The 12,546-nt window shown below is 46.6% G+C and carries 12 protein-coding genes; 6 read left to right on the plus strand and 6 right to left on the minus strand.

Going from position 1 to position 12,546, the window contains the following annotated elements; all coding sequences use genetic code 11:
* Positions 1 to 44: 44 nt before the first annotated feature.
* Positions 45 to 1,445 (minus strand): M20 family metallopeptidase, encoded by a 1,401-nt coding sequence (locus tag AC0VYG_RS22260; protein ID WP_475430054.1) that lies wholly within the window; start codon positions 1,443 to 1,445, stop codon positions 45 to 47.
* A 107-nt stretch (positions 1,446 to 1,552) separates the two neighbouring features.
* Here AC0VYG_RS22260 and AC0VYG_RS22265 point away from each other — a divergent pair, with 107 nt between their 5' ends.
* A complete protein-coding gene (locus AC0VYG_RS22265; protein WP_475430055.1) occupies positions 1,553 to 2,455 on the plus strand; it encodes a LysR family transcriptional regulator in 903 nt (300 codons plus the stop codon).
* Between the two features lie 10 nt (positions 2,456 to 2,465).
* Here AC0VYG_RS22265 and AC0VYG_RS22270 read toward each other — a convergent pair whose 3' ends face one another.
* Together AC0VYG_RS22270 and AC0VYG_RS22275 are read right to left on the minus strand one after the other, a co-directional pair.
* Positions 2,466 to 3,845: a sigma-54-dependent transcriptional regulator gene (locus AC0VYG_RS22270; RefSeq protein ID WP_475430056.1), complete on the minus strand. Its 1,380-nt coding sequence runs from the start codon at positions 3,843 to 3,845 to the stop codon at positions 2,466 to 2,468.
* Complete coding sequence (locus AC0VYG_RS22275; RefSeq protein WP_475430057.1) at positions 3,832 to 5,760, minus strand: ATP-binding protein; 1,929 nt, start codon at positions 5,758 to 5,760, stop codon at positions 3,832 to 3,834. Before AC0VYG_RS22275 ends, AC0VYG_RS22270 begins: the two co-directional genes overlap by 14 nt.
* 372 nt (positions 5,761 to 6,132) lie before the next feature.
* Between AC0VYG_RS22275 and AC0VYG_RS22280 the strand changes: the two genes are divergently transcribed.
* From AC0VYG_RS22280 to AC0VYG_RS22295, 4 genes are all read left to right on the plus strand, one after another.
* The gene (locus AC0VYG_RS22280; protein ID WP_475430058.1) at positions 6,133 to 7,554 is read left to right on the plus strand and encodes a cytochrome ubiquinol oxidase subunit I; all 1,422 of its coding nucleotides are present in this window, start codon (positions 6,133 to 6,135) and stop codon (positions 7,552 to 7,554) included.
* Positions 7,551 to 8,549, plus strand: a complete 999-nt coding sequence (gene cydB, locus AC0VYG_RS22285) for a cytochrome d ubiquinol oxidase subunit II (RefSeq protein WP_475430059.1) — start codon at positions 7,551 to 7,553, stop codon at positions 8,547 to 8,549. Before AC0VYG_RS22280 ends, cydB begins: the two co-directional genes overlap by 4 nt.
* A gap of 1 nt (position 8,550) precedes the next feature.
* On the plus strand, positions 8,551 to 8,685 hold the full coding sequence (locus AC0VYG_RS22290) for a hypothetical protein (protein ID WP_475430060.1): 135 nt from the start codon (positions 8,551 to 8,553) through the stop codon (positions 8,683 to 8,685).
* A gap of 180 nt (positions 8,686 to 8,865) precedes the next feature.
* Complete coding sequence (locus AC0VYG_RS22295) at positions 8,866 to 9,762, plus strand: EamA family transporter (RefSeq protein WP_475430061.1); 897 nt, start codon at positions 8,866 to 8,868, stop codon at positions 9,760 to 9,762.
* A gap of 141 nt (positions 9,763 to 9,903) precedes the next feature.
* Here AC0VYG_RS22295 and AC0VYG_RS22300 read toward each other — a convergent pair whose 3' ends face one another.
* The gene (locus tag AC0VYG_RS22300) at positions 9,904 to 10,758 is read right to left on the minus strand and encodes an alpha/beta hydrolase (RefSeq protein ID WP_475430062.1); all 855 of its coding nucleotides are present in this window, start codon (positions 10,756 to 10,758) and stop codon (positions 9,904 to 9,906) included.
* Between the two features lie 108 nt (positions 10,759 to 10,866).
* On the opposite strand from AC0VYG_RS22300, the gene AC0VYG_RS22305 reads away from it, so the two are divergent.
* Entirely contained in the window at positions 10,867 to 11,010 is a 144-nt protein-coding gene (locus AC0VYG_RS22305; RefSeq protein WP_475430063.1) for a hypothetical protein, read from the plus strand.
* A gap of 17 nt (positions 11,011 to 11,027) precedes the next feature.
* Here the strand turns inward: AC0VYG_RS22305 and AC0VYG_RS22310 are convergent, their stop codons facing one another.
* Both AC0VYG_RS22310 and AC0VYG_RS22315 read right to left on the minus strand, forming a co-directional pair.
* On the minus strand, positions 11,028 to 11,654 hold the full coding sequence (locus AC0VYG_RS22310; RefSeq protein ID WP_475430064.1) for an RraA family protein: 627 nt from the start codon (positions 11,652 to 11,654) through the stop codon (positions 11,028 to 11,030).
* 47 nt (positions 11,655 to 11,701) lie between these two features.
* Positions 11,702 to 12,538, minus strand: coding sequence for an ion transporter (locus tag AC0VYG_RS22315; protein ID WP_199478127.1), 837 nt, complete (start codon positions 12,536 to 12,538; stop codon positions 11,702 to 11,704).
* Between the last annotated feature and the right edge of the window lie 8 nt (positions 12,539 to 12,546).

Below are 12,546 nucleotides of genomic sequence, written 5' to 3' on the forward strand. Positions count from 1 at the left end.
GGTCGCCTATTTTAGGATGGTGCAGATATTGATATTTGTTATCTCTAATTAGGCCAGTGCTCACCAAGATCCCAAAACACCCCAGCGGCTGATAACAGCCCTTGTTTTACAATACTCTCCAGAAGATGTTCGTCTGGCGCATGCTGCTTACAAGAAGGATAGGAATGAGGCATCCAAACCGTCGGCAATTCTAATACATCGGCAAAGCAGTGATTGGGAATCGTGCCGCCCAAGTTGGGTAATACAGTGACCGTTTGCCCCAACGATGTCTCCATCGATGTTTTCACAAATCCGACCCAAGGGTGTGCGGGGTCCAACCGTGTTGCATTGTAGCCACCTTCATAAAGGACTTTCACATCCCCTAAGCCCTGCTCTTCAAGAAAAGCAGTCAAATTAGCCACCAAGTTTTGCCAATCGGTTCCGGGGACAATACGTAAATGACACACGGCTTCGGCGACATTTGGAATAACACCAATAGGCTTGTTAATGTCACCCGCCCCCAACGCAATCACTTCAAGTGTATTGCAACCAAATAAACGCTCGCCGTCGCTTAATTGAGCCTCCCCCCATTGATCATTCAAAACGGGATCATTCGCACTGCCACCAATGGTTAACTCGCGCATCATCTCTGCGGCAACACCATCAGGCAAAGGCGCCCGTAAACAGGTAGCGGCGACTCGACCATCAGCGGTTGTTAAGCTGGCTAACGCATGCTGTAAACGTATGGCAGGGTTAGTAATAACACCGCCCCAGTTTCCAGAATGACGATCACCATTGCCCGTTTCACAACGCAACCGAAACTGACAAACACCACGAGAACCTAAAAATATCGTTGGTGTGCGGGCATTAAGACGGGGGCCATCGGATGCCAAAAACACATCGGCTTGCAGTGAGTCTTTGTGCTCCCGGCAAAAATGCTCCAATCCTTTTGAGCCAATTTCTTCGCTCATTTCGAACAGCACTTTGATGTTGTAACCCAGTTTACCTTGGCGTGCCTCAAGAACAGACGCTAGCGCCATAAGATTAATGGTATGCTGGCCTTTATTGTCTGCCGTGCCACGACCAAAGATTTGCTCACCAATCTGCGACAATGTCCACGGATGCGTACCCGCTTGCCACAATTCCGCCTGCCCATTCGTGACGTCTCCGTGCCCGTAAGTTAACAGTGTTGGTAACGCATCGTCTTCGATACGCTTAGCAATCAATAAAGGCGGGAAAGATTCGATAGGATTCGGGTAAATCTCACAGTCAAAGCCCAACGCCTCTAAAGTGGGTTGAATCTCCTCAATAAGGTAGAGATGCAAATGACTACTGGCCTCAGGGTTTTGGCTTTCAGTAGGAAAACGAACACGGCGTGTTAACGTGTCGATAAAAAGCCCCTCTTCTAGCGTCTGCGCAGCGAGTTGCAATGCCAATTGTCGGCCTTGACTGGAAACATCACTCATTTTTTCTCCCAAAATATCGCTTTAAATACGACATTTAGCTTAAGATGGGAGAAGCTTTACAACAATTATTAATTATATAACCGAGGCTTCGATAAAGTAGAAAGCTGATGCACGATATATCACTCAAGTACTTTCATGCCGTCGCTAAAGCAGGCTCTCTTTCGGCCGCATCAGAAGAACTGCATGTGGCCGTTTCGGCCATTAGTCGCCAAATAACCCAGTTAGAAGAAAAGCTACAACTGCCGCTTTTTGAACGCAAAGCCAGAGGTATGTCACTCACCACAGCAGGCGACATTCTCTATACTTACTCGCTTCGTAATGCCTTGGAATTTAAAAATGTCTTGGCAGAAATGAAAGGCATTAATAATATTCAACAGCAGTCCATTGCGCTGGCATGCCCTGAAGGCATGGCATGGGATTTTTTACCCCATGTGGTTGCCCAGTTTCGCCATGCCTACCCAAGCGCTCGTTTTTCGATCCAAGTCGTCGGTTCCAGTAAAGCCACGCAACTGGTCAAAGAGGGGAAAGTGGATGCCGCCCTAACCTTCAGTTTACAACCAGAGCAGGGGGTAGAAGTCACATTACAATGCCCTTCCCCCGTGGTGGCATTATTATCTAACAACCATCCTTTGGCTGAAAAAGCCTTTCTTAACATCAAAGATTTAACCGAATATCCTTTGGCATCTTCAGAGCCCGGCACAACCTTAAGCTACTTATTGGATATAGCCTGTCACGTTGAAGGCATTCACATTGCCCCTGTTCTGACCAGTAGCACAGTCGGAACAATTTATACCTTTGTATCAGAAAGTAGCGACGCCATTGCCTTATGTGGCGAGCTCACAGTGGCTCGTCGAGCCAAACAAGATAACCTTGTTATTCGCCCCATACATGCTCCCTCACTAATGCAGAGGAGTTTACAGGTACAAGTAATGTCACGGCGCAAACTCTCTATCATTATGCGCTACTTTTTAACCTATTTAAGTGATCTACTGACACAACAAGCACAGTGATATAAATACACTACAAGCCATAGCGTTCGATTTTTTTCAGCAACCCTTGCCGTGATAATCCTAGCTGACGAGCCGCTTGGCTGCGATTGTCATCACTCGCGTCTAGCGCTTGACGTATTAAACGAATTTCCAGCTCACGAACCTGCTCTTCTAAGGTTTTGTCGTCCGGCAATAGACTATTGGCGGTCGCTAATTGCTCCACGTTTTTCTGTGCTGACGTTTCGGGATAGAGTAGTTGAATATCTTCTAAGGTAATGCGACCTTGTGGGCAGATGGATACCACGCTGTCTAATGTGTTTTTTAGCTCTCGTACATTGCCGGGCCATTGTTGACGACGAAACCATTGCATTGCCTCGGTTGTGAGTTGTAACGCCTTTGACTGCTGAGACTGTAAGCGTTGTAAAAAAGCTTGTAACAGGATGGGCACATCTTCCAGCCGTTCCGCCAATGCCTGTGTTTCGATATTCACGCCCTTAATTCGATAATACAAATCCTCTCGAAAGGAGCCATCACGAACTTTTTCGACCAAATCCGCATTGGTTGCCGAGATCACTCGCACATCAATGTGTTTTTGTTCACGACCACCGACGGGGAAGAACGTCCCTTCTTGCAAGACTCGTAACAGTTTCACTTGCATAGGCAGCGGCATTTCACCAATTTCATCTAAGAACAAAGTGCCCTTATCCGCCAGCGCTAATAATCCCACCTTGTCTTTCTCCGCGCCGGTAAAAGCCCCTTTCACGTAGCCGAATAATTCACTTTCTAATAATTCAGCTGGGATCGCCCCACAATGCACTGAAATAAAAGCATGATTGGCTCGCAGGCTAGCATCATGCAGAGCACGGGAAATCACTTCTTTGCCAGTACCAGAAGGCCCTGTCACCAAGACTCTTACATTGGTCGGTGCAATACGTTCAATCAACGCTCGAACTTTCTGCGCGTTTGGGGAGAGACCTAAATAACTGGCGGCCCCCGTCGGCTGCTGAGTAGACTGTTTAAGCTGGCTAATTTCACGTTCCAATGTGGTTTTCGTAATGGCTCGACGTACCACAACGGCTAACATATCAGGGTCAATTGGCTTAGCGATAAAATCCCATGCGCCAAGGGACACCGCTTTCAAAGCCAGCTCGCGATCCGCATTGCCAGTAATGATAATCACTGGGCGCCCCTCAAAATCCGCCATGGACTCCAAAGTAAGTTGCGGATCAAAGTGTGGCGGCATGGAAAGATCCAACAGCACTAAATCGGCATCAAACGAGGCCAGCACCGCACGGGCTTCATCCAACGTCCCCGCACCTTGAACCTCATAATCTTGCCTGGTCAACCAACGACCCGCTAATTCACGAAAAGCTGGTTCATCATCCACTAAAAGTATTTTATTGGTTGCCATAGATTTCATCCATTGTTGATACTGATTGTTTATTAGATTGGGAACAGGGAAGGCTGAGTTCAAATGTCACTGGCCAGCCGAGATCGTTTCTGTGTTGAATCTCACCATGATGCGCATCAATTATCCGTCGCACAATGGCGAGTCCCAGCCCACTACCCCCTGCTCGTTTCGTCACAAATGGCTGAAACAAGGACGTTTGCAACGCGGCATCTATCCTAGGCCCATTATTATGTACTCGTACCTGTACAAACTGCGCGTTCACTGTTTTCGCTGTAATCAGCAAGCGCGGATCCGGTTGGTTGCGCAAAAAAGACACCGCATTATCAATTAAATTGTTGAACACTTGTTGTAACCGCTGGGGATCGGCTTCTAGCACTAGGTTCTCTTCAATCTCCATATCCCATTGGATCCCTCCCAACTCGGTTTGCGCCAACATATCTTGGATCAAATTTCCTATTGATATCGAAACGGGTTGCAGTGACAGCCCGCCTGAATACACCAACATATCACTGACCAAACGGTCTGCACGTTTTAACTGTGTCTGGATATGTTGACGAATGTCGGAGGACGTATCGTAAGCCGCCATGGCAATAATATTGAGGGGATTACGCAACTCATGGGCCATGGCTGCCGACAAGCCCCCAAGCTCCACTAAATGCTTCTCGTCTGAACGTTTTCGCTCGGCTTCGGCCAGAGCCAGTGAGCGCTCCAATAAGCCACAACTGGTCGAAAATAAAGAACCAAACACCTCGGCGCTCAAGCGCATTCCTGGACTGGTATCGCCCCATCCAACAAGGCTATAGTGCCAACCGTTCTCTCCTCGAGAGACAGCCAAAGAAAGCCCTCCTTCCGTGTGTGCATTAAGCTCAAGAAGAGAAGGAATGTTTAAACGAATCAACACACGGTGTCTTATCTGTCGTGAGAGTAAGTGTTCACCAATTTTCACTAGCTCTTGCCAATCTTGAGCCTGGTTGAGTTGGGTAGACCAGGTTTCTAGGACGGTTTCATTAAGCGCCGCACCAGGGTAAATCAAACGGGAGATCAGACGACTCAGCGGTTGGTAAAGCAGTGTGGCAAGTAGCACCACCACCAAGGAATAGAGCCAAAGTTGCCAACTGGGTACATTGGCTAACGCTTGCAATCCAAGGCGTCCAGACACCACACTGATGACGGCAATCAAGCATAAAATGACCAACATCATCGCGACCCAGAGCAAGGCGCGGTTAGCGAAGGCATTCACGGCTAAAATTTGATAGCGCACCACAGCGTAGACTAGCAAGAGCAAATAGGTCGGTAGCAAGAGCATGGGATAAGGAAACCAGCCAATACCAAATGAGGGAAAAACAAAACTGGTTGCAAGTAATAGTCCCCAGGCCCCAACGCCAAACATGGCCAAAATCGAGCGGCGCTTATTGCCTTTATGTCGATACCAGCCATATAACAAGACACCATGGGCCAATACCCCCAATAACACGGTGTACACCAAGTTTCCAATGCCACTACGGGTAAAAATGAAGAATGAATCCACTTGCAAGGTTTTGGTCGACGCACCGCCTTGTATCCACCAGCTCCATAGCACCACGACAACACTCGCCACATAAAACCACGGAATAGACTGCGACAAGCGCGTTAACCAAGGGGTTTGTGCTGGTCCCGAGTTCACAAAACGAATAGCAAAATGCAAAAAGAAAGTCGGCATAAAGGGGTTGGCGAGGATGATACTCACCCCCAGCACGTCATAGCCCTGCAACATAGCGACATGACCAAAGCACCAAATGGCCATCATAATGGCAAATCCGGCTAGGGCTTGCAGATCGTATTGCTTTCGAGCCCGCCATAATAACCATGCTCCGACCAAGAGGCCGCAGACGCTGCATAACAGCATGGCAATTTCGAGCATCAAAGAAAATGTCATTGTAAACCTCGTTTACACCTAAACAGAACAAAAATCGTAAACATTGTTTACACCTATATCAAGCATAAAATTTTTCTTCTTATATTTCATAAGGTTAAAGACAATTCACAGACTGGCATGGGCTTTGCTATATGCAGAACAAATAATTGATTTATCTCAATACTTCTTTAAATAATAGGATAACCGCCATGAATAATGCTTCTTTTATGACCGAAATCATCGCTTTTTCCATCATCATTTGCTTGGCAATTGCGCCGCTTGCGATCAAAGAATTGTCTAATAAAAAGTCTTAATTCACCGTTCTCATCCTAACGGATAAGCCAAGGTTTTAAGGGGCTTATCCTCCTGTTCACTGCTTTATTAGGTCAATATATGGAACATCTAAACACTGAGATGCTATCGCGAGTGCAATTCGCCTTTACCGTTAGCTTCCATATTATATTCCCCAGCATCACCATAGGGTTAGCGACCTTGATTGCGATCTGGGAAGGGTTATGGCTTAAAACCCACGACCCTCGCTATTTGCAACTTGCCAAGTTTTGGATTAAGCCTTTCGCCATTACCTTTGGTATGGGCGTGGTTGGCGGCATTGTTATGTCTTACGAATTTGGTACCAACTTTTCCAAATTCTCTGAGATAGCGGGGCCGGTGCTTGGTCCACTCTTGGTATACGAAGTACTGACGGCCTTCTTCCTTGAAGCCGGTTTCTTAGGTGTCATGCTGTTTGGCTGGCAACGGGTTGGACCAAAAGTACATTTCATCTCGACCCTTGTTGTGGCAATTGGTACCTGGATATCCTCTACTTGGATCATGGCCGCCAACTCCTGGATGCAAACCCCAGCAGGCTATAAAATCGTCAATGGCGTGTTTCATGTAGATAGCTGGATGGATGTTATTTTCAATCCATCCTTCCCTTATCGCGTTACCCACATGTTGTTGGCTTCGTTTATCACCGCCTGTTTATTGGTTGCTGGTGTGAGTGCTTTTTACTTATTGAAAAAGCAACACACGAACTTCGCCAAAAAAGGACTATCCATGACCATGTGGATGTTGCTGGTGTTGACACTGGTTCAAGTAGAAGTGGGCGACCAATCAGGGCTTGAAGTCAAAGAACATCAGCCTGCCAAGCTCGCCGCTATAGAGGGGATTTGGGAAGCAAAAGAGAGCAACGTTCCGTTACTACTCTTTGCCATCCCTAATATGAAAACCGAACAAAATGATTACCAAGTCGGCATCCCGCATTTGGGCAGTCTCATTCTAACGCACTCTTTTGACGGCGCCGTCACCGGTCTTAAAGCCTTCCCTAAAGAAGACCGACCATACGCTCCCTTGGTATTCTGGTCGTTCCGCGTCATGGTTGGTTTGGGCATCGGTATGGTAGTAATTGCCTTAGCGGCTTTGGTATTGCGTCGCAAAGGCAGATTGTATGAAAACAAATGGTTTTTACGTGCCGTGGTGTTTTTCACGCCAATGGGGGTCGTTTCTACCATTGCTGGTTGGTATGTTGCCGAAGTGGGACGTCAGCCCTGGGTGGTTTATAACCTGGTTCGTACCGTCGATGTGGTGTCTCCATTGCCCGCGCAGCGTGTCCTTTTTACCTTGATCGCCTTTGTTATTATCTACAGTTTATTGGGGCTTGTTTACTTGTACTTCATGCGCAAACTCATCCGCAAAGGGCCACCCAAAATGGCCACGCTTGAAAAGCAACTTATTGGTATGAATGCGCCAGGTTACGCCCTTGCTTGGGTAAAAAACCTTAAACATGAAGATCATCATCCGGAAGGAGAGAAATGATGGATTTACCCTTATTTTATTTCTTGGTTCTAGGCTTTGCTATCTTCATGTATGTCTCTCTAGATGGCTTTGATTTAGGTATTGGCATCTTATACCCCTGGTTCGATAAGCCAGGGGAGAGAGATCATCTAATGCAGTCCATCTCACATGTCTGGGATGGCAACGAAACCTGGATGGTGATGGGTGGTGCGCTGTTATACGGCGTCTTTCCAGCAGTGTATGGTACATTGCTGTCAACCTTGTACATCCCCTTGATGCTGATGTTGTTTGCTTTGATTTTCCGGGGGGTCGCTTTTGAATATCGCTTCAAATCCGATCGTTCTCGTGCCTATTGGGATCTTTCCTTTAGCGCAGGTTCTGCGATTGCCGCTTTCTGCCAAGGGCTTGTATTAGGCACCGTGGTACAGGGCATTCCAGCAGACTCCAGCTCCTTTTCCAGTCTGCATTGGATCACGCCCTTTACGGTCTTCACCGGCTTTGCGGTCATGGCAGGCTACGCCATGTTAGCGGCCTGTTACTTATTTATGAAAAGCCGCCACGACATCCAAGCCCATGCGGCCAACATTGCCAAAACGCTATTGGTCACCGTACTGATTGCCATGATTGTTGTCAGTGTCTGGACTGTTCTTACCCAGCCTTATATTTATCAGCGCTGGTTCTCGGGTATGAACTTTGTTTATCTTGCACCTTTGCCTTTGCTCTGCCTTGTTGCTGGGGTGATCTCATGGAAAGACCTTCACAGTCATCGCCATGAGTCCCGCCCTTTCTGGTGTGGCATCTTGCTCTTCTTGCTTGGTTTAGCAGGCTTAGTTATCAGTATTTTCCCGTACATGATTCCGCAACAACTGACCTTGTGGCAAGCCGTCTCACCTAAAACAACCTTAGTGTTTGTCTTGCCTGGGGTGTGTATTTTTATTCCAATTATTTGCCTCTACACCCTGTGGGGATACCGCATCTTTTCAGGCAAAGTAGAAGATTATCAGGAGGGTTATTAATATGTTAAAAGCATTAAAAGCCAAAACCGATAAGCTAAAGCCTTGGCAGTGGTTTTGTCTGCTGTATTTAGGTGGATTTATCGGCATCGCCATTCTGTCTCAAGTGATGAATCTGGCCATATTATTGTTTATTTAAAGATTTAGAACGACGTAATGCATCGTTCGTTTTCAACCGCAAAGGCTGCCACTGGTAGCCTTTTTATGATGAAGCCTTAATCTGTCTGTCACATTATTCGCCAATCTGTGCATAGGCAAGTTAGTGGAAACATCGTAGAATCCCCCTCTATTTCTCATACCTGCTAAAGGGATTTACCGCATGACCCGTAAAGATATGCTGTTGGCACTGGCAATTATCGTTGCATGGGGCTTAAATTTCGTCGTCATCGCTTGGGGGCTAGATGGCCTGCCTCCCATGTTACTGGGCGGGTTGCGTTTTTTGATTGTCGCTGTGGTCGGTTCTTTCTTCTTCAAACGACCCAAGACACCACTAAAATGGTGGTTTTGGTACGCTTTACCGATCAGTTTCGGACAATTTGCTCTATTGTTTACCGGGATGGAACTTGGAATGCCAGCGGGTCTCGCCTCTTTGGTTTTACAATCTCAGGCCATTTTCACCCTACTCTTTGCCGTGCTTTTCTTAAAAGAATCCGTTCGTCCCTATCAGCTACTCGCCATTGCTATCTCTGCGGGTGGTTTGGCTTTTATCGCCCTATCGAACAGTCATCATGAAATGACAGCCATCGGTTTTGGTTTAACCATTGCTGCCGCCAGTTCTTGGGCATTGGGTAATATCAGCACCAAGATAATCGGTCAAAAAGGCTATCACGCCAACGTTAACTTGGTCATTTGGAGCTGCTGGATTCCGCCCATCCCCTTCTTTCTCTGTTCTTGGTTTATCGACGGTCCAGAGGTGATCACACACAGCTTACTGAGTATAAACTGGTCGACAGCGGCAACTTTAGCCTATTTGTCTATTTTCGCCACGGTGGGCGGTTATGGTTTATGGAGTTATTTGATGTCCCGTTATTCGGCAGCCACCATCGCACCACTAAGCTTAGGCGTGCCAATCGTTGGCTTAACGTCATCGGCGATTTTATTAGGCGAAACCATCAGCCCCATGCAATGGATTGGCATCACCCTCGTACTATTTGGTTTACTGATGAACACATTCGGTGGCCGCTGGCTAAAGAAACTCAGTCAGCGTACCGCTTAAACGTCCTTTTGCAACCGAAGAGAAATTCATATTTCTAACTTGTTGCACGTCGATTTTATCCGTGAGGCGTGCAACGTAAGCCTGCCAATCAGCAATCTGAGTCACTAGGCGATTAAGCTACCGAACCATCCAAGCTAAGGTCTAAATAGAGGACATCTCAAGTATATCCTTTAGTAACATCCCATCGGCTTTATAGTAGTGATCGAGCACACTATAGTGATCTACATTAGGAACACTTGCATACTCAACGTCAAACCCCTTGCTCGATAAATGACTAGCATAAACCTTAGATTGACGATGAAACTCTTCAGACTCCAACGACCCCACTCTGATTTTTACTGGAATAGGATAATTCGCTTCTAGATGAATAGGACTTAAATCCTGTATGTCACGTTCAGACAATTGCAACACTGGCTGCAACCATGAGTGCGGAAAAGGCCTTAAATCAAATAGCCCGCTGACCGCAAGCGCCCCCTTAATCACATCTCTTGGTAAGCCATACTCACCTTCCCAATCTGTCGCCAATAACATCCCGACCAAATGTCCACCAGCCGAATGCCCAGAGATCGAAATGCGATTTCGATCAATATCCAACTGATCAGCGTTATGCCATGCCCAAGCCACTGCGGATCTCACCTGGCGAACAATCTCGGACATGCTCACTTTAGGACAAAGGGAATAATTAACGATCAGTGTCGTAACTCCCGCCGGCACCAGCTGACGAGCCACCAAGGCAAACTCTTTACTGCTACAGGCTCTCCAGTATCCTCCATGGATAAAAATATGCAAACGAGCTTTTGACTCTGCAGCTTTAAATACCTCTAGGTGCTCATCTAAAGTAGGACCAAATGCTAGCGTTTCCGGTGCTCCCAATACATCACATGTGTCATCACTTTTTTTCGCAACACTGGCTAAAATAGAAGCGGCATCCTTACCTAACATAGGGTTATATTGCTCATCTATTTCATGCTGACTGTTAAACTTTTGATACAACATTTGTCACTCCGACTATCAAACTAGGACATAAACTCAGTTCAACATTATCACCTAAAAAATACGGAATCAGAGCCAAAGAAAGTGAAGGTATAAAGGTAACTAATAACAATGCAAGTCCGCAGTTCGGCACTTTTATTAGACGGAACCACCCGCCCCATGCAATGGATTGGTATTATCCTAGTATTGTTTGGTTTACTGATGAACACATTGGGTGGGCATTGGTTGGCTCATCGTCGAGCCAACCAACTATAAAAAGATCTTTCTTTACTCTAACTCTGTGCTTTGCAAGCGGAGATAAGCGATGCTATTTTCTGTTGATGGGCTTGTTGCCAGTCGGCTAAAGATTGCTCACTTTCCTTTGCCGTTTTGGCCTCAACTTTCGCTAATATCGCGTCCACCTCATCAGCTTTAATCACGACAATCCCCTCTTCGTCAGCAATGATGATGTCGCCGTTATTGACAGTGATGCCACCACACTGAATGGGCGTTTCCAGTTTCCCTAACTTGGCTTTTTTACCCGGTTTTGGAACGTTCCCCCGTGCATAGACAGGGAACCCCATCTCGCGAACCTCTGCCACATCGCGAATCACACCATCGATAATAAAACCGCTAATACCGCGTTCAGCCGCCGTCGCACAGACATTACCACCAGCAACCGCAAAGCGACTGTCGCCAGCGTCAACCACCAGTACCGACCCTGGCGGCGCTTGATAAATAGCGGCATGCACCATCAGGTTATCACCAGGCTCACATTTCACAGTGAAAGCTCTGCCGACTAATCGTGGCGCTCCAGACCATAGCGGTTTTATGCCAAAGTCCATAAACGCATCGTCCGCAAGAAAATCAGCGTAGCTACAGGTAGAGAATGCCATTAACTTAGAGAGATCATCTATCATTTTATACGTCACCTTCTTCATAATTCGAGAGGTTTACAGGCCCTTCGTTACTTGTGCTCATCATTACCTTGCTGCGCGTCTAGCTTATCGGCTAGGCGTGATACTTGGGCTTGCAGTTGAGAGATCTGTTCCACCAGGGCTTGGTGGTTATTTTCTTGATTTTCCTGATCCTGTGCGGCGGTTTCTCGTGTCATGACATCCAAAACTACACCCACCATCATGTTTAAAAACACAAACGCGGTCAGAAAGATAAAGACAATATAGAAAATCCAGCTCAGTGGATAAACTTCCATTGTCTCGTACATGACGTCCGTCCAGTCTTCGAACGTGGCAATACGAAATAAGGTCAGCATGGAGATCGCAATGTTCCCCCAAAGCTTATCATTTACTCCTTGAAAAAAGATCGACCCAACAGCACCGAATATATAAAAAATAATAAACATCAGCAATGCAATGTAGCCCATCTTCGGAATGGCTTTAAACAGAGCGTTAATAAGAAAACGCAGATCAGGAATGATGGAGACTAAACGTAATACCCGAAAAACTCTCAGCAAACGTGCGACCAACACCATGTCCGTATCGGATATCGGTACCAAACTACCGACCACAATCACTATATCAAAAATATTCCAAGGCTCTTTGAAAAAGCGCACTTTGGATTCGCTAGCCAAAAAACGCAAACTGATTTCCAAGAGGAAAAAGACGGTAATAAAGGTATCAAGATAATTAATGGCTTTATCAATGCCATAGGGTAACGGGTAGGTTTTGGCGCCCACCGTCAACGCGGCAACAACAATAACACTGATGATAAAACCTTGAAAAACAACACTTCGTTCGACGCGTTTTATTGCGTCAAACCAGGAATGAGTACGACTGATTTCCATTGAATGCT

This window comes from Marinomonas sp. 63XJN7_7_ISO-PGPR-S23-202, from assembly GCF_056173505.1.

Coding starts and splice junctions, on each gene's coding strand:
- AC0VYG_RS22270 (WP_475430056.1), bottom strand. CDS start 3,845: ATGGCAACCAATAAAATACTTTTAGTGGATGATGAACCAGCTTTTCGT.
- AC0VYG_RS22280 (WP_475430058.1), top strand. CDS start 6,133: ATGGAACATCTAAACACTGAGATGCTATCGCGAGTGCAATTCGCCTTT.
- AC0VYG_RS22310 (WP_475430064.1), bottom strand. CDS start 11,654: ATGATAGATGATCTCTCTAAGTTAATGGCATTCTCTACCTGTAGCTAC.
- AC0VYG_RS22290 (WP_475430060.1), top strand. CDS start 8,551: ATGTTAAAAGCATTAAAAGCCAAAACCGATAAGCTAAAGCCTTGGCAG.
- cydB (WP_475430059.1), top strand. CDS start 7,551: ATGATGGATTTACCCTTATTTTATTTCTTGGTTCTAGGCTTTGCTATC.
- AC0VYG_RS22275 (WP_475430057.1), bottom strand. CDS start 5,760: ATGACATTTTCTTTGATGCTCGAAATTGCCATGCTGTTATGCAGCGTC.
- AC0VYG_RS22315 (WP_199478127.1), bottom strand. CDS start 12,538: ATGGAAATCAGTCGTACTCATTCCTGGTTTGACGCAATAAAACGCGTC.
- AC0VYG_RS22265 (WP_475430055.1), top strand. CDS start 1,553: ATGCACGATATATCACTCAAGTACTTTCATGCCGTCGCTAAAGCAGGC.
- AC0VYG_RS22300 (WP_475430062.1), bottom strand. CDS start 10,758: ATGTTGTATCAAAAGTTTAACAGTCAGCATGAAATAGATGAGCAATAT.
- AC0VYG_RS22295 (WP_475430061.1), top strand. CDS start 8,866: ATGACCCGTAAAGATATGCTGTTGGCACTGGCAATTATCGTTGCATGG.
- AC0VYG_RS22305 (WP_475430063.1), top strand. CDS start 10,867: ATGCAAGTCCGCAGTTCGGCACTTTTATTAGACGGAACCACCCGCCCC.
- AC0VYG_RS22260 (WP_475430054.1), bottom strand. CDS start 1,445: ATGAGTGATGTTTCCAGTCAAGGCCGACAATTGGCATTGCAACTCGCT.